This is a genomic window from Rhodococcus sp. P4_C10, assembly GCF_056402135.1.
On sequence record NZ_JBFUHZ010000014.1, the window covers coordinates 43,658 to 59,939 of the forward strand.

At 70.2% G+C, this 16,282-nt stretch carries 17 protein-coding genes; 5 read left to right on the forward strand and 12 right to left on the reverse strand.

What is annotated here, in order from left to right:
• Positions 1 to 9: 9 nt before the first annotated feature.
• The 7 genes from AC1DWC_RS11905 to AC1DWC_RS11935 form a co-directional block, all read right to left on the reverse strand.
• Positions 10 to 699, reverse strand: a complete 690-nt coding sequence (locus AC1DWC_RS11905) for a response regulator (protein ID WP_477841508.1) — start codon at positions 697 to 699, stop codon at positions 10 to 12.
• Positions 696 to 1,886, reverse strand: coding sequence for a sensor histidine kinase (locus AC1DWC_RS11910; RefSeq protein WP_477908267.1), 1,191 nt, complete (start codon positions 1,884 to 1,886; stop codon positions 696 to 698). The genes AC1DWC_RS11905 and AC1DWC_RS11910 overlap by 4 nt, the downstream gene beginning before the upstream one ends.
• Positions 1,887 to 2,054: 168 nt before the next feature.
• Positions 2,055 to 3,215, reverse strand: a complete 1,161-nt coding sequence (locus AC1DWC_RS11915; protein WP_477908269.1) for an acyl-CoA dehydrogenase — start codon at positions 3,213 to 3,215, stop codon at positions 2,055 to 2,057.
• A 183-nt stretch (positions 3,216 to 3,398) separates the two neighbouring features.
• Positions 3,399 to 4,073: a TetR family transcriptional regulator gene (locus AC1DWC_RS11920; RefSeq protein ID WP_477908271.1), complete on the reverse strand. Its 675-nt coding sequence runs from the start codon at positions 4,071 to 4,073 to the stop codon at positions 3,399 to 3,401.
• An 81-nt stretch (positions 4,074 to 4,154) separates the two neighbouring features.
• Complete coding sequence (locus AC1DWC_RS11925; protein ID WP_477908273.1) at positions 4,155 to 5,261, reverse strand: Rv3169 family protein; 1,107 nt, start codon at positions 5,259 to 5,261, stop codon at positions 4,155 to 4,157.
• A 121-nt stretch (positions 5,262 to 5,382) separates the two neighbouring features.
• The gene (gene purE / locus AC1DWC_RS11930; RefSeq protein WP_477908275.1) at positions 5,383 to 5,892 is read right to left on the reverse strand and encodes a 5-(carboxyamino)imidazole ribonucleotide mutase; all 510 of its coding nucleotides are present in this window, start codon (positions 5,890 to 5,892) and stop codon (positions 5,383 to 5,385) included.
• Between the two features lie 119 nt (positions 5,893 to 6,011).
• Entirely contained in the window at positions 6,012 to 7,313 is a 1,302-nt protein-coding gene (locus AC1DWC_RS11935) for a 5-(carboxyamino)imidazole ribonucleotide synthase (protein ID WP_477908277.1), read from the reverse strand.
• A 136-nt stretch (positions 7,314 to 7,449) separates the two neighbouring features.
• Here AC1DWC_RS11935 and AC1DWC_RS11940 point away from each other — a divergent pair, with 136 nt between their 5' ends.
• Positions 7,450 to 8,010: a GtrA family protein gene (locus AC1DWC_RS11940; protein WP_477908279.1), complete on the forward strand. Its 561-nt coding sequence runs from the start codon at positions 7,450 to 7,452 to the stop codon at positions 8,008 to 8,010.
• A gap of 3 nt (positions 8,011 to 8,013) precedes the next feature.
• Here the strand turns inward: AC1DWC_RS11940 and AC1DWC_RS11945 are convergent, their stop codons facing one another.
• From AC1DWC_RS11945 to AC1DWC_RS11960, 4 genes are read right to left on the reverse strand one after another with little or no spacing between them, the layout of a single operon-like run.
• Complete coding sequence (locus tag AC1DWC_RS11945) at positions 8,014 to 9,318, reverse strand: sensor histidine kinase (RefSeq protein WP_477908281.1); 1,305 nt, start codon at positions 9,316 to 9,318, stop codon at positions 8,014 to 8,016.
• 12 nt (positions 9,319 to 9,330) lie between these two features.
• Positions 9,331 to 10,008, reverse strand: coding sequence for a response regulator transcription factor (locus AC1DWC_RS11950; RefSeq protein WP_477908283.1), 678 nt, complete (start codon positions 10,006 to 10,008; stop codon positions 9,331 to 9,333).
• Positions 10,009 to 10,057: 49 nt separating this feature from the next.
• Complete coding sequence (locus AC1DWC_RS11955; RefSeq protein ID WP_477908285.1) at positions 10,058 to 10,597, reverse strand: PH domain-containing protein; 540 nt, start codon at positions 10,595 to 10,597, stop codon at positions 10,058 to 10,060.
• 17 nt (positions 10,598 to 10,614) lie between these two features.
• Complete coding sequence (locus AC1DWC_RS11960) at positions 10,615 to 11,868, reverse strand: AI-2E family transporter (protein ID WP_477908287.1); 1,254 nt, start codon at positions 11,866 to 11,868, stop codon at positions 10,615 to 10,617.
• Positions 11,869 to 12,071: 203 nt separating this feature from the next.
• Here AC1DWC_RS11960 and AC1DWC_RS11965 point away from each other — a divergent pair, with 203 nt between their 5' ends.
• Positions 12,072 to 12,491, forward strand: coding sequence for a DUF7144 family membrane protein (locus AC1DWC_RS11965; protein WP_477908289.1), 420 nt, complete (start codon positions 12,072 to 12,074; stop codon positions 12,489 to 12,491).
• 111 nt (positions 12,492 to 12,602) lie between these two features.
• On the opposite strand, the gene AC1DWC_RS11970 is transcribed toward AC1DWC_RS11965, so the two are convergent.
• Positions 12,603 to 13,445, reverse strand: coding sequence for a biotin--[acetyl-CoA-carboxylase] ligase (locus AC1DWC_RS11970; RefSeq protein ID WP_477908291.1), 843 nt, complete (start codon positions 13,443 to 13,445; stop codon positions 12,603 to 12,605).
• 159 nt (positions 13,446 to 13,604) lie between these two features.
• On the opposite strand from AC1DWC_RS11970, the gene AC1DWC_RS11975 reads away from it, so the two are divergent.
• The 3 genes from AC1DWC_RS11975 to AC1DWC_RS11985 are packed head-to-tail and all read left to right on the forward strand — an operon-like array spanning position 13,605 to position 16,203.
• Positions 13,605 to 15,245, forward strand: coding sequence for an acyl-CoA carboxylase subunit beta (locus AC1DWC_RS11975; RefSeq protein ID WP_072843655.1), 1,641 nt, complete (start codon positions 13,605 to 13,607; stop codon positions 15,243 to 15,245).
• 17 nt (positions 15,246 to 15,262) lie between these two features.
• The gene (locus AC1DWC_RS11980; RefSeq protein WP_477908293.1) at positions 15,263 to 15,565 is read left to right on the forward strand and encodes an acyl-CoA carboxylase epsilon subunit; all 303 of its coding nucleotides are present in this window, start codon (positions 15,263 to 15,265) and stop codon (positions 15,563 to 15,565) included.
• Positions 15,562 to 16,203, forward strand: coding sequence for a Maf family protein (locus AC1DWC_RS11985; RefSeq protein ID WP_477908295.1), 642 nt, complete (start codon positions 15,562 to 15,564; stop codon positions 16,201 to 16,203). The genes AC1DWC_RS11980 and AC1DWC_RS11985 overlap by 4 nt, the downstream gene beginning before the upstream one ends.
• Positions 16,204 to 16,282: the final 79 nt, after the last annotated feature.

A 16,282-nucleotide genomic window follows, 5' to 3' on the forward strand; every position in this document is an offset into this window, starting at 1 on the left:
GGTAGGACGTCAGCCGCGGAGCAGGTCCTCCGGCCGCACCAGCCCCGCCTGGTAGGCGAACACCACCGCCTGGACCCGGTCTCGCGAACCGGTCTTCGAGAGAACCCGTCCCACATGGGTTTTCACCGTCGCCTCGGAGACGAAGAACTTCGCCGCGATCTCGCCGTTCGACAGTCCGTGCGCCATCGCCTCGAGCACCTCCACCTCCCGCTTCGTCAGCGCCTCCGGCAGCTGCGGGCGGGCCACGGGGGTCGCCCCGGCCAGTATCGGGCCGACGTGCTGGAGCAGCCTGCGGGTCGACCGGGCGGCGATCACCGCGTCGCCCCGGTACACGGTCCGCACCGCGTCGAGCAGCTCCTCGGGCTGGGCGTCCTTGAGCAGGAACCCACTGGCCCCCGCGGAGATGGCCGCGAGCACGTACTCGTCGTTGTCGAAGGTGGTGAGCACCACCACCTTCGGGGACAGCTCCAGCGCCGCGAGCCTGCGGGTGGCCTCGATGCCGTCCATGTTCGGCATCTGCACGTCCATCAGCACCACGTCCACGGGCACCCGGGTCAGCTCGCGCAATGCCTGCTCGCCGTCGGCGGCCTCGACGACCACGCTCATGTCCGGCTGGGAGTCGATCACCATCCGGAAGCCGGCCCGCACCAACTGCTGGTCGTCGACCAGTCCGACCCGGATCGGCCCGGATTCCGTCATGTCATGTTCCTCTCGTAGGGCAGTTCGACCTGGACCCGGTAGCCGCCGCCGGCCTGCGGACCCGCCTCGAACCGGCCCCGGTGCAGTTCGACCCGCTCCCGCATCCCGATCACGCCCTGCCCGCCGGCGCTCGGCGCGACCAGGGCGGCGGCGCCGCCCCGGCCGTCGTCGCTGACGGTCAGCTCGAGCGCCCGCTCACCCCACCGCTGGTCGACCGTCACCTGCGCGTCGGGTCCGGCGTGCTTGAGCACGTTGGTCAGTGACTCCTGCACGATCCGGTACGCGGTCAGTTCCGCCCCGGTGGACAGCTCGTGGGCCTCGCCCTCGACCCGGTGCGCCACCGCGAGGCCGCCGCGACGCATCTCCGTGATCAGGTCGTCGATGTCGGAAACCCGTGGCGTGGAGCTGTACTCACGGGGGTGGTCCGAACGCAGCACCGACAGCAGGGCACGCATGTCGGTCAGCGCCTGCCGCCCGGTCTGTGCGATCGTCTCGAGCGCGGCGACCGCCGCCTCGGGGTCGGCCCTGGCGCTGTAGCGCCCGCCGTCGGCCTGCGCGATCACCACGGTGAGCGAGTGCGCGACGATGTCGTGCATCTCCCGGGCGATCCGGGTCCGCTCGTTGATCGCGGCGATCTCCGCCTCCTGCGCGCGCTCGAGCTCGAGCAGCCGGGCCCGTTCGGTGAGGCCCTCCAACTCCTGGTTGCGCACCCGGCGCAGGTCCCCGAAGGCCCACACCGCGACGACGTACACGATCAGGAAGGCAATGATGAAGGCGTGGGCCTGCCAGGTGGATTCCTCGCCGCCGAAGAACCTCAGGCCCGCCGCCACCACACCCAGCACGGCCGCGGCCAGGCCCCACCCGACCGCCCACCTCGGCCCGTACGCCGCGAGCGCGTACAGGGCGATGGGGACACAGATGCCCGGCAGCGCGAGATTCGTCTGGGTCCCCGCGGCGAGGTAGATCACCGAGGACAGCGCGACCGCGAACCCGGTCACCGCCGGGCGGGTACGACGCCAGGCCAGCGGGACGGTCAGGCCGAGCGCGATCGCCACGTCGAGCGGTCCGGTGCCGACCGAGACGGCCACGCCGAGCAACGCCAACGCGGCCGCGAGAGCCCTGTCGATCCCCACTGCATGCGCGGCACTCCAGCGGTACCAGCGCTCGCCCAGCGGGAATCGGACCATGTCGCCAGCGTAGCCACCGGACGGCGCCGCACCGCACCGCGGCCACGGCCGACCCCACAAACGCCAGTTCCCCGATGTCACATCGGGTGCCCCGGGGGGGAACCGATGTGACATCGGGGAACGTGGGGTGGTGGGCCGCAGGGCCTACCGAGGGGCTGTGCGGTCAGCTCACTTGAGCAGCGCGCGGGACATCACGACCCGCTGAATCTGGTTGGTGCCCTCGTAGATCTGGGTGATCTTGGCGTCGCGCATCATCCGCTCGACCGGGAAGTCGGTGGTGTATCCGGCGCCGCCGAACAGCTGCACTGCGTCGGTGGTGACCTCCATCGCGACGTCCGACGCGAAGCACTTCGCGGCGGCCGAGATGAAGCCGAGGTTCTTCTCGCCACGCTCGGCGCGGGCCGCCGAGGTGTAGACCATCAGGCGTGCGGCCTCGACCTTCATCGCCATGTCGGCGAGCATGAACTGCACGGCCTGGTTGTCGGCGATGGCGCGGCCGAACTGCTTGCGGTCCTTGGTGTAGGCCAACGCGGCGTCGAGCGCACCCTGGGCCAGGCCGACGGCCTGCGCACCGATGGTCGGGCGGGTGTGGTCGAGCGTCTGCAGCGCGGTCTTGAAGCCGGTGCCGGGCTCGCCGATGATGCGGTCGCCCGGGATGCGGCAGTTCTCGAAGTACAGCTCTGCGGTCGGCGAACCCTTGATGCCGAGCTTGTGCTCGAGCGCGCCGACGGTGAAGCCCTCGTCATCCTTGTGCACCATGAACGAGCTGATGCCGTTGGCGCCCTTGTCCGCGTCGGTCACGGCCATCACGGTGTACCAGGCGGACTGGCCGCCGTTGGTGATCCAGCACTTGGAGCCGTTGAGGATCCAGTCGTCGCCGTCCGCCTTGGCGCGGGTGCGCATCGCGGCGGCGTCGGAGCCGGCCTCACGCTCGGACAGCGCGTAGGAGGCCATCGCGTCGCCGGCGGCGATCGACGGGAGCACCTGCGCCTTGAGCTCCTCGGAGCCGTTCAGGATCAGGCCCATGGTGCCGAGCTTGTTCACGGCGGGGATCAGCGACGACGAGCCGCAGACGCGGGCGACCTCTTCGATGACGATGCAGGTGGCGACCGAGTCGGCACCCTGTCCGCCGAACTCCTCCGGCACGTGCACGGCGTTGAAGCCGGAGTTGACGAGGGCGATCCGCGCCTCCTCGGGGAAGCGGGCCTTCTCGTCGACCTCCTTGGCGTACGGCGCGATCTCCTTCTCCGAAAGCGCGCGGATCGCCGCCCGGAGCTCGTCGTGCTCTTCGGCGAGCTTGAACAGGTCGAAGTCCGGGTTTCCAGCCATCTGCAGCTCCTCTGGGAGAAAGTGGTGATCCGCCGCGACCGAAGTCCGACGCGGCACTCAGTGCCAAACTGAGCCCACTATACCCCAACCACCGGCAAGTTCCTGGCGCACTACGTGCCGCGGTGCGGCACCGAGTGCCAGACCCTGCGAAGGATTGGCGCCGCCTTCACTCCGGCCCCGCGGTCAGCGCCCCGAACCCAGCCGCTCCTGCAGCAGGTCCGCCACCCGGTTCGGCGCGGTCCCGCGCGGGAAGACCGCAACCACCATCTCGTCGGCGAACCCGTCCGCTCCCGCGGCCCGGTGGACCCGCGTCCGGATCTCGGCCAGCGCGGCGCGCAATTCGCCCGAGGTGGCGCGCACCCCGTCGCGCACCATCCGGCGCAGCAGGTAGTTGTGGGTGGCGGTCACCGAGGCCGCGAACTGCACCAGCTCGAGGTCCGCCTCGTCGGGCAACTCACGACGCAGGTACTCCACGAACAGCCGCTCGTAGCGGTAGCCCGTCACGATCTCCCGGTCCCGCAACGCCGGCACGCCCTGGACCACCGCGTAGCGCCGTTCGGCCACGTCCCGCCAGTGCGAGAAGCGCTCGAACACCAGCATGGCGGCGTCACACACGGCCTTCCACGGGTCGTCGTGGTCGGTGTCCAGGTACTCGGCGGCCTGGGTCAGCAGCGTCTCGTGGTCGGCGAAGACCACGTCCTCCTTCGCCCGGAACTGCCGGAAGAAGGTGCGCCGCGAGATGCCCGCCGCCTCCGCGATCTCGTCGACGGTGGTGGCCTCGTAGCCCTTCTCGGCAAACAGCCGCAGTGCCTCCGCCACCACTGTGAGCCGAAACTGTGCGGGATCGTCGCTGGGCATGCGGACCAGCGTAGGCCCTGCGGGCCTGTGCGCCTTTCCGTAGCGGGAGCAACCAGAAAGGCGCACAGGCGTCGGAGCCGCCTAGGGGGCGACCGACGACCAGTCGGCGAACCCGGTGGGATCGTGCCTGCCGAGGCTCGCGTGCTCGAACAGGCCGGCGCCGGGCTCACCGTTGCAGGTGGCGCTGGCGGAGAAGTCGCTGACGCCGAAGGGAATACGGCCCGCGATCGCCGGGTCGGTGAGGTCGTAGACCGCGCGTTCGACCCACTTGCGGCCGCGCCACTGGCCGTGCGTCCACTCGGGATCGCCGCCGTAGCCCGCGCCGACGTGCAGCGCGATCCCGGTTCGCGGGGTCACCTCGATCGTCACCGGGCTGCCGTCGGCCGCGGTCAGGTGCAGGGTGGCCGCCCGGGCCCGCCGGGTGCCGGAGACGTAGTCGAACTCGACCCGCGGCCAGCCGAGCTGCTCGATCCGGCCGTCGTTCCAGACCCGGGTCGCGTCGTTGAGGGTGCGGAACCCGTCCGGGCTCTCCTGGACGATCACGATCACCGAGAACTCCTCGAACCGCAGCGGCACGTACAGCCACCAGAAGCCCTCGGACGGGTTGTCGACGAGCCGGCCCGCCGGGTCGCCGTCGCCGACCGGGCGGATCCCCCACGAGCGGTCGCGGGTGCCCATCCACCGGTCCGGATCGACGACGACGTCCTCGCCGTCGACCGACAGCACGCCCGACCAGGTGCCGGTCTGGGCGAACCGGCTCGAATCCAGCTGCGGCCGCAGCCCGTTCATGAGCAGGTGCGGCTGCTCCTGCACCGCGGGGCAGGAGCCCTCCCAGGTGAGGTCGAATCCGAGGCCGCCGGCGTCGTCGCCCTCGCAGACCACCCGCAGCCGCCGTAGCGGCTCGAGCACCTCGATGCGGAAGCCGCCGACCGCCAGGTCCAGCGAACGCTCCTCGAGCGCGTCGGAGAACCGCACGGCCCACTGCCGATCGCCCTTGCGGACGGTCGCGAACGCGTCGGTGACACCCAGGTTCGGGTACGCCCCGAAGCCGGTCACCAGGAAAAGGTCGCCCTCGGTGTCGAGGGCGTTGAAGTACGAACGGTCGTAGAAGTTCTTGTCGCTGGTGGCGACCCGCGCCATCGACAGCGGGGTCTGGTGGATCGGGTACTCGTCAAGCGGCGCAGGCATGTCGACTCTCCCAGGTTGGAATTCGTTGCAACGATGAACGTAAATCCGAACGTCGCAGAATCTAACCCGGCAGACCCACCCGGATGCGCGAAACGGGCAACTGCCCGCCCGCGCGTCTCGGTCAGCCCAGCAGCTTGGCGCGCAGCGCCGCGTCCTTCTCCAGCACCATCGACTCGAGACCGGCCTGGAACTTCTCCATCGCCGCCCGCAGCGCCGGGTCCGACGCCCCGAGGATCCGCGCCGCCAGCAGGCCCGCGTTGCGCGCGCCGCCGATGGACACGGTCGCGACCGGAACCCCGGCCGGCATCTGCACGATCGACAGGAGCGAGTCCATCCCGTCGAGGTACTTCAGCGGCACCGGCACGCCGATCACCGGCAGCGCGGTCGCCGACGCGACCATGCCGGGCAGGTGCGCGGCCCCGCCGGCGCCCGCGATGATCACCTTCAGCCCGCGATCGGCCGCCTCGCGGGCGTAGTCCAGCATCCGCTGCGGGGTGCGGTGCGCGGAGACCACGCCGACCTCGAACCGGATCCCGAACTCCGCCAACGCTTCCGCCGCGGCCTCCATCGTCGGCCAGTCGGAGTCGCTGCCCATGATCAGGCCGACCTGAGGCCCGTTCGAATCACTCACCGTGTCACTCCCCGTCAATTCGCTCGGCTGGTTCAATTCCCCGTCGCTTCGCTCGGCTGGTTCAATTCCCCGTCGCTTCGCTCGGCTGGTTCAATTCCCCGTCGCTTCGCTCGGCTGGTTCAATTCCCCGTCGCTTCGCTCGCCCCGCCATGCACGTCCCAACCGTCGGTCCACTCCCCGTGCGAGAGCCAGTGCGCCGCACGCTCGGCGCGCTCGCGCACCTGCGCCACGTACGCCGCGTCGTCGATCGAACCGCCGGCCGCCCCGACCACGTTCACGTGCCCGATCTTGCGGTCCTTGCGCTCGCCCTTGCCGTACAGGTGCACCTTCGCGTCCGGCATCCGGGCGAACAGGTGGTGCAGACGCTCGTCCATGCTCATCGCCGGCGCCTCGGGCGCCCCGAGCACGTTCGCCATCACCGTCACCGGTGCGATCGGCGAGGTGTCGCCCAACGGGTAGTCGAGCACCGCCCGCAGGTGCTGCTCGAACTGCGAGGTCCGCGCGCCGTCCTGCGTCCAGTGTCCGGAGTTGTGCGGTCGCATGGCCAACTCGTTGACCACCAGCCGGCCGTCCGTGGTCTCGAAGAGCTCCACCGCCATCGCCCCGACCGCGCCGAGCTCGGCCGAGATCCGCAACGCCAACTGCTCGGCCTCGGTCGCGAGCGCCGCGGGCAGGTCGGCCGCGGGCGCGATCACCACGGCACACTGCCCGTCCCGCTGCACGGTCTCCACCACCGGCCAGGTGGCACCCTGGCCGTACGGCGAGCGCGCGACCATGGCGGACAGCTCGCGACGCATCGAGACCTTCTGCTCGACCATCAACCGCACGCCCTTGTCGAGCTGCTCGGTGACGATCGCCTCGGCCGACTCGGCGTCGGTCGGCATCCACACGCCCCGGCCGTCGTAGCCACCGCGGACCGCCTTGACGACGATCTGCCAGCCGTGCTCGTTGCCGAAGCGCTCCACGTCCCCGGCCCAGGTCACCTCGGCGAAGGCCGGCACCGGCACACCCAGCTCGGCGAGCCGCCTGCGCATCGCCAGCTTGTCCTGCGCGAAGACCAGCGCGTGCGGCGGCGGCTGCACGTTGACACCCTCGGCGACCAGCACCTCGAGGTGTTCGGTGGGCACGTGCTCGTGGTCGAAGGTGAGCGCGTTCGAGCCGACCGCGACCCGGCGCAGCGCGTCCAGGTCGGTGTGGCTGCCGAGCACCACGTCGGAGCTGACCTGCGCGGCCGGCTCGTCCGGTCCGCCGGAGAGCACCCGCAGGCACTGGCCCAGCTCGATCGCGGCCTGGTGCGTCATCCTCGCCAGCTGCCCGCCACCGATCATCGCGACCACCGGCATGCCGGTGCTCGGGCCTCGTGGGCTGGTGGGGCGGGGCTGGGATCCGGGTTCAACGCTCACGACTGACCATGGTGTCATGCCCGGTTCGCCGTGGGTACGTCGAGGTCGACGGCACCCATCCGAAGGCGACGGAAGCACCACCCATCCTGATAGACGCCTGAGATCGGAGTGTCCGTCGCACGTCACACCGGGCTCTTTCGTAGACTCAACCGTTGTGTCATTTATCGATCAAGTCGTGAGCCGCCTCCCCCAACCCCTGCGGGGGCTGGTGTTGCAGCATCACGAACTGGTCAAGTTCGCCCTCGTCGGCGGCACCACGATGATCTTCGACCTCGCGATCTTCTACTCGCTGAGCCTGACGATCCTCGAAGAGAAGCCCGTCGTCGCCAAGATCATCTCCGGCGTGATGGCGACGATCCTGAGCTACATCCTCAACCGTGAGTGGGCGTTCAAGCACCGCGGCGGACGCGAGCGCCACCACGAGGCTCTGCTGTTCTTCACCATCAGCGCCGTCGGCGTGGGCCTGGCAGCCGCCCCGCTGTGGATCGCGAACAACGTCTTCGACATCCGCGGCACGCAGGACGTCACCACCGTGGTGATCGTCGACTTCGTGCTCAACTACATCATCGGCAACCTGCTGCAGATGGTCTTCCGGTTCTGGGCGCTGCGCCGCTTCGCGTTCCCCGAGGAGAACGGACGCGTCGAGCCCGACGGCACCATCGCGTTCGACGCGACCCCGGACCAGCTCGCCGAGGAAGAACTCGACCACAGCTGAGGGCTATCGCGGTTCGACCGGCGCGACGGGATCCTCACCGCGGGCGGTCGGCACGAACACCGCGAACAGCGCCGGTCGACGGCTCTGCAGTGCGAGGCGTCCGCCGTCGGCCTCGACCAGCGCCCGCGCCAGTGCCAGGCCCACCCCGGTCGACCCCGCCCCGGAGAACCCGCGTTCGAAGATGTGCGGGGCCAGCGCGTCACTGACGCCCATGCCCTCGTCCGACACCTCCACGCACACCATCGCGTCGCGGCGAGGCTCGACTCCCGGCACAATCCGCACCAGCACCGTGCAGGTGCCCGCGCCGTGCCGCAACGCGTTGTCGACCAGGACCGACACCGACTCCCGCAGTCGCGGCGCCGTCGCCGACGCCCACAGGTCCGGCGACCCGCGCAGCACCAGCGACCGTCCGGCCTGCTCGAACTGCGGCTGCCACTCCGCGACCACCGTCCTCAGCTCCGCCAGCACCGGCACCCGGCGGTGCCCGCCGCCGAGATCCCGGGACGAGCGCACCAGGTCGTCGATCGCCTGCGTGAGCCGATCCACCTGGGCGAGCGCCTCGTCCGCCTCGTGGACCACCGCCTGGTCCGGGTGCACGGACAGCTCGTCGAGCCGCAGCCGGACCGCGGTGAGCCGGCTCCGCAGCTGATGGGAGACGTCGCCGACGAGCTCACGCTCGCGCTGCAGGCGCCCCGCGATCTCGACGGTCGCGGAGTCCAGCACGTCCGAGACACGGTCGAGTTCGGGGATCCCGTGCCGCCGCGCGTCCTGACGGAAGTCGCCCTGCGCCAGCCGGGCGGCGCGGTCCGCCACGTCCTGCAAGGGGTCCGCCAGCCGACGGGCGGTGACCGATGCCACCGCCACACCCGCGCCGAAGGTCACCAGCACCACCAGCCCGACGGCGGCGGCGGCCTGCCGCTGCATCGTCTGCATCCGGTCGGCCGACACCTCGAGCCTCAGCGAACCGGACTTGCCCATCGAGATCGTCTCGACGAGCGGATCGTCGAGCGGCTCCGCCCCGATCTCGACGCGGGCGACCGAGTCGTCGGGCATCGGATAGGTCACCGAGAGCCGGCCGCCGTCCGGGATCGCCAACCGCAGCGTGTCGACGTCGAGCCCGCCCTCGATCACGCCGGCCTCGCCCTCCTGCGCGATGATCTCGTCGGCCAGTTGGTCGAGCCGGTTCTGCAGGCTGGTCCGACTGAAGTCCTCGACCCACATCCAGCCGAGGTACATCAGCGGCAGGCCGAGCAGGAGACCGGTCAGCAGGACGACGGCGACGATGGACTGCAGGATGCGACGACGCACTTCGGCGGCCCGTCAGTTGTTGAAGCGGAACCCGACACCGCGGACGGTGGCGATGCGACGTTCGGCGACCGGACCCTCGTCACCGATCTTCCGACGCAACCACGACATGTGCATGTCCAGCGTCTTGGACCCGCGCAGGTCCGCGTCGCCCCACACCTCGTGCAGGATGACGTCGCGCGAGACCACCTCGCCGGCCCGGTCGATGAGCACCTTGAGGAGTTCGTACTCCTTGTTGGCCAGGGCGATCTCGGTCCCGCCGACCAGCACCCGGCGGGCGGCCGCCTCGAGCCGGATGTCGCCGACCTCCACCACCGAGTCGTCGGCGTTGCCGCCGCGGCGCATCAGGGCGCGCACCCGGGCCATCAGCTCGGCCAGCCGGAAAGGCTTGCCGACGTAGTCGTCCGCGCCCGCGTCGAGGCCGACCACGAAGTCCACCTCGTCGGTTCGCGCGGTGAGCATCAGCACCGCCAGGCTGGACCCCTTGGCGCGCAACTGGCGGCAGACCTCGAGCCCGTCGATGCCGGGCAGCCCGAGGTCGAGGATCAGCAGCTTGAAGGACCCGCCCAGGGCCATGTCGAGCGTCTCGGGTCCGGTCTGGGCGACGGTCACGGTGTAGCCCTCGCGACCCAGCGCGCGGGAGAGCGGCGTGGCAATGGCCTCGTCGTCCTCGGCAAGTAGTACGGCAGTCACGTCACCACAGTACGGAGCCGCGCAACAACTGCGTATCCGTTGCCACCGATCAGCCGAAATCGACTGCTCCGCCCGGGTTCTCCCCAGGGTCCAGGTACGTCGAGTCGAACACCTGGTGGTAGAGCAGCGAATGCACCCGCTGCACGTCCGGGATGTCCTCGAACTCGAGCGGATCGTCAGCGGCCGACACGATCACCAGGGTCCCGGTCCTCAGCATCCGGTCGAGCAGACCGTGCCGGAACTGCACATTGCTGATCCGGCCCAGCGGAATGTCGATGCCCGTGTGGGTGATCACGCCGTGCCGGATCAGCACCCGACGGTCGGTGATGATGAAGTGCGTCGACTTCCAGCTGACGAGCGTGCCGACGCATCGCCAGCCGACGATCCCGATCCACCCCGCGAGCACGACGAGGAGGCCCACCGTGCGCGCTGCCCCCTCGAGCCGGGACTGGGCGAGGCCGGCGAGGAACCCGGCGGCCGCCGTCGCGAGGAGAAACGTGATCGCCGGCAGCAGCAGCATCTTCCAGTGCGGGTGCCGATGCAGCAGCAGTTCCTCGTCCGCGGCGAGGGCATCGTCCGGGTATCCCATGCGCGAAATTGTGCCACCTAGTCGCGGCCGGACGCCGTGCCCTCCGCGGCCACCACTGCGGCGCCGTCGGTCGGCTCCACGGACGCGTCCAGTACCGCCTCGGTGACCTCCGACTGCGCCGCCGACTGCAGGGCGGCGGCACGCTCCGCGGCCTCCTGCTCGGCGGTCGCGAGTTCCTCCGGACTCGGCGCGGACCCGGTGATCAACGCGTTCGCCCACCGCGTCGACGGGTCGATGTCGAGCAGCAACGCCTTGGCGAGCAGCGTCATCGGGATCGCCAGCAGCGCACCGAGCGGCCCGATCACCCAGCCCCAGAACACCAGCGCCAAGAACGTGAGCGTCACCGACAGGCCGACGGCCTCGCCGACGAACTTCGGCTGGATCACCGACTGGATGAGGACGTTGATGACGCTGTAGAGGACGATCACCCAGAGCATCAGCGTCGGACCCCCCTCCAGCAGGGCGATCAGCGCGGGCGGGATCAGGCCGATGACGAAGCCGATGTTCGGGATGTAGTTCGTGATGAAGGAGAGCAGTCCCCACAGGATCGGCAGTGGGATGCCCATGGCCCACAGCACGCCCGCGTCGATCACGGCGACGATGAGGCCGAAGACCGTCGAGACGACGAGGTAGCTGCGCGTGCCGCTGGCGAAGGCGGAGAACGCGTAGGCGATGTCCGCGCGGGAGTAGGCCACCGCGCGCATCCGCTCCCCGAACGAACTCGCGTCCATCGCCATGAAGATCAGCAGCGCCAGGATGAAGAAGAGGTTCGAGAAGACGCCGAGCAGACCGAGCAGCACGTCGTCGACCAGGCCGATGACCTTGCCGAGATCGATGCTCGAGAGCGCCTTCTCCACCTGTTCGGACCCGATGTCCAGCTGCGCGAACTGGCTCTGCAGGCTGGCGATCAGCTCGTCGGCCTTGTCGGTGTACTGCGGCAGCAGCGTGGCCAACTGGGCGATCGAGACAATCAGCGCCGCAACCAGACCGAGCAGGATCAGGTAGACCGCGGTCAGCGTCGAGATCACCGCGACCCACTTGGGCGCGCCCTTGCGCTGCACCCAGTCCCCCAGCGGCTGCACCCCCACCACCAGCATCAGCGCCAGGAACACCGGCCCGACGATCCCGGCGAAGGCCCTCGTGCCGGCCACCGCGACCACGGCGCCCGCGAGGCCGAGCAGCACGATCAACCCGCGCGGGAGGGTCGACTGGGACACCGGGGACGGCGGGGCGGACGCGGGCGTCGCGGCCCCGCCGGAATAGGTCGTCAAATGATTTGTCCTTCCTCGGCCACTGAATCAGCACCGAGGTTCGCACCGGGGCGGCCGGGGCGGCATCACCCACGACGGATGACTTCGCAACCGGCGAATGTCACCCCCAACGGATGATGTCCGACCTGCGGCGACGCCGACAGAATTCTTGCGAAGCGCACCATGCTCATCACTCGCCACCGACAAGACGAGAGGAACCAGCCATGACGGACCAAACTGCAACCCACCAGGCTGAGAACACTGTCAAGCAAGGTTTCGCGGCCGGGGCCTCCATCGCCGCCGCTGTTCTGTTGATGACCGTCGGCATCCTGCAGCTGTTCCAGGGCATCTCCGCCGTCGCCAAGGACAACCTCCTGGTGGTCGGCCCCGAGTACACCTACAAGTTCGACGTCACCACCTGGGGCTGGATCCACATCGTGGTCGGCATCCTGATCGCGCTGACGGGCCTCGCGCTGCTCAGCGGCGCCACCTGGGCGCGGGTGACCGCCATCGTGCTGGCGGCGCTGTCGATCATCGCCAACTTCTTGTGGCTGCCGTACTACCCGCTGTGGTCGATCCTCATCATCGCGCTCGACGTCGTGGTGATCTGGGCAGTGACCACCTGGGACAACGACCGCTACTGAGCCAACCGGGCACAGACGCGACGGAGGGGGGGGGGGGGGCAGACACSTCCGGACGCCAGATCAGTCCCGCGGCCGTAGATCCGTSGCGTCCAGACACCTCCGGACGCCAGCTCAGTCCCGCGGCCGCAGGTGCGTGACGTCGCCGGCCGCGACCGCCACCGGCTCACCCCCGCCGTCCGGCAGCACCACGATGCGGCCCTGTTCGTCGACGTCCGTCGCGACACCGAGGAGCTCGCGGTCCCCCGGCAGGCTCACCCGGACCGGCTGGCCGATCGTCGCGCAGCGGGCGCGGTAGTCCGCCGCGAGGCCCGCGGTGGACCAACCGTCCTCGCTCCACGCGTTCCACTGGACCGCCAACTCCCGCAGCACCGCGCGCAGCAACGTGTCCCGATCGATGGTGGCCGCGCCCACCAGCGCCAGCGACGTCGCGGTCGGGACCGGGAGCTCGTCCTCGGTGAGGCTGACGTTGAGCCCGACGCCCACCACCACCGAGGGCACCGGCACCGTCTGCGACACCTCCGCGAGGATGCCCGCCACCTTCCGGCCCCCGACGAGCACGTCGTTGGGCCACTTGAGGCTCGCATCCACCTCCGCCACCGAGCGCAGCGCGTTGACCACCGCAACCCCGGTGAGCAGCGGGAGCCAGCCGAGGCTGGAGATCTCGAGGCCGGGCATGCGCAGCAGCACCGACACCGACAGCGCCGACCGCGGCGGCGCCACCCAGGAGCGGGCGTGCCGGCCACGGCCGTGGTCCTGGAACTCCGCGACCAGCACCGCGCGGTCGAGGTCCGAGTCGGCGGCGCGCGCGAGCAGGTCGGCGTTGGTCGAGCCGGTCTCCTCGACCAGGTCGAGGCTCGCGTAGAAGGCCCGGGAGTCGCCGTCGGGCCCCGAGCTCACCAGGGCCGTGCGCAGGGCGTCCAGGTCGAGGGGTGGCCGGTTCAGGTCGGTGTACATGCCCCCGAGCCTATGGGCGGCCCGGTCGGCGCGCGACCCTCCGATCGGCCGGCCGATTCGACGCCGACTTGATACTCGCCAGTAGCTTGGGTTCAATGGTTGTACCCAATCTGCCCTCGGTCGACGGCCCCCGGAACCCTCTGGATAAACTCTGTCCTTATGACGAGTGTCCAGGACCCCACCGCGCAAGAGGCGTCGAGCACCCCTGATATCCACACGACGGCAGGAAAGCTCGCTGACCTGCACCGACGCCAGGCGGAAGCCATGCTCCCGAGCGGCGAGGCCGCCGTCGAGCGCGTCCACGCCAAGGGGAAACTGACCGCCCGGGAACGCATCACCGCGCTCCTCGACGAGGGCTCCTTCGTCGAGCTCGACGCGCTCGCCCGGCACCGCAGTGTCAACTTCGGTCTGGCCGACAACCGGCCCGCGGGTGACGGCGTCGTCACCGGTTACGGCACCGTCGACGGTCGCGACGTCTGCGTGTTCAGCCAGGACGCCACCGTCTTCGGCGGCAGCCTCGGCGAGATCTACGGCGAGAAGATCGTCAAGGTCATGGACCTGGCGCTGCGGACCGGCCGCCCGCTCGTCGGCATCAACGAGGGCGCCGGCGCTCGCATCCAGGAGGGCGTCGTCTCGCTCGGCCTGTACGGCGAGATCTTCCACCGCAACGTCCAGGCGTCCGGTGTGATCCCGCAGATCTCGCTGATCATGGGCCCCGCCGCCGGCGGCCACGTCTACTCCCCCGCCCTCACCGACTTCGTGGTGATGGTCGACCAGACCTCGCAGATGTTCGTCACCGGCCCCGACGTGATCAAGACCGTCACCGGCGAGGACGTCACCATGGAGGACCTGGGCGGCGCACACACCCACATGGTCAAGTCCGGCGTCGCGCACTACGTCGCCTCCGGCGAGCAGGACGCCCTCGACTACGTCAAGGACCTGCTGTCCTACCTGCCGTCGAACAACCAGGCCGCGGCCCCGCGCCTGGCGCCGTCCGACCCGATCGACGGCTCCATCGAGGACTCGCTCACCCCCGAGGACCTCGAGCTGGACACGATCATCCCGGACTCGGCCAACCAGCCGTACGACATGCACGAGGTCATCCGTCGCCTGCTCGACGACGACGAGTTCCTCGAGGTGCAGGCCGAGCGCGCCGCGAACATCATCGTCGGCTTCGGTCGCGTGGACGGCCGCAGCGTCGGCATCGTCGCGAACCAGCCGATGCAGTTCGCCGGCTGCCTCGACATCGACGCGTCCGAGAAGGCCGCGCGCTTCGTGCGCACCTGCGACGCGTTCAACGTCCCGATCATCACCCTGGTTGACGTGCCCGGCTTCCTGCCCGGCACCGACCAGGAGTACAACGGCATCATCCGCCGCGGCGCGAAGCTGCTCTACGCCTACGGCGAGGCGACGGTCGGCAAGATCACCGTCATCACCCGCAAGGCGTACGGCGGAGCGTACGACGTGATGGGCTCCAAGCACATGGGTGCCGACGTCAACCTGGCGTGGCCGACCGCGCAGATCGCCGTGATGGGCGCCTCGGGCGCCGTCGGCTTCGTCTACCGCAAGCAGCTCAAGGACGCCGCGGCGTCGGGCGCCGACGTGGACGCGCTGCGCCTGGAGCTGCAGAACGAGTACGAGGACACCCTGGTGAACCCGTACGTGGCCGCCGAGCGCGGCTACGTCGACGCGGTCATCCCGCCGTCGCACACCCGTGGCCAGATCGTTGCCGCCTTGCGACTCCTGGAGCGCAAGATGGTGACGCTTCCCCCCAAGAAGCATGGGAACATCCCGCTGTGACGACGACAGGCGACATCTTGAGCGACTCCGTACTCGAAGACGTCGAGGTGCTGGCCGAGGCCGCGGCGACCGTCGACTCCGCCGCTGTGGCGGAGGCCGCGGCGACGGGCGCAGCCGACACCCGGCCGCCTTTCCTCACGGTGCTCAAGGGCTCTCCGACGGATGCCGACGTGGCCGCACTGGTGACCGTGTTCGCGGCCGCAGCTGCGGCGGCGGACAGCGTGGTGGACAACACCCCGCAGGACCGCTGGGGTGAGCCGGTGCAGATGCACCGCACGCGCGCACCGTTCTCCCCGTACTCGTTCCAGAACCGGGCGTGACCCGGCTCGTCCTCGCCTCGGCCTCGCCTGCGCGGTTGACAGTGCTGCGCAAGGCGGGGATCGAGCCGTACGTCCACGTCTCGGGCGTCGACGAGGACGCGATCCAGGCCGCGCTCGGCCCCCGGGCCGCACCGGAGCACGTCGTCACGGAACTGGCCCGGGCGAAGGCGTCGGCGGTCCTGCCGGACCTCCCCGCCGAGATCGTCGCGGACGCCGTGGTGATCGGCTGCGACTCGATGCTGCGGATCGACGACGAACTACAGGGCAAGCCGCACACCGCGGCCGTCGCCCGAGCCCGCTGGCGGTCCATGGCCGGCCGCAGCGGCACCCTGCTGACCGGGCACTGCGTGCTGCGGGTCCGTGCCGGCGCCGTCGTCGACGAGGCCGCCGCGGACAGCGCGACGGTGGTGCACTTCGGGACCCCGTCGGGCGACGACCTCGAGGCCTACCTCGAGTCCGGCGAACCCATGCAGGTCGCGGGGGCCTTCACCCTCGACGGGCTCGGCGGCTGGTTCATCGACCGGATCGAGGGCGACCCGTCCAGCGTGATCGGCATCGGCCTGCCGCTGGTCCGGCGTCTGCTCGGCGACCTGGGCGTCGGGATCTCCGAACTGTGGGCCTCGACCCCCGCAGACTGAACTCACGCGCCACCAACTGAAGTCGCCCGCCGACTCCGCAATCGCGGACGATGCTCAGTGCCGCCGGCGACGTCATGCC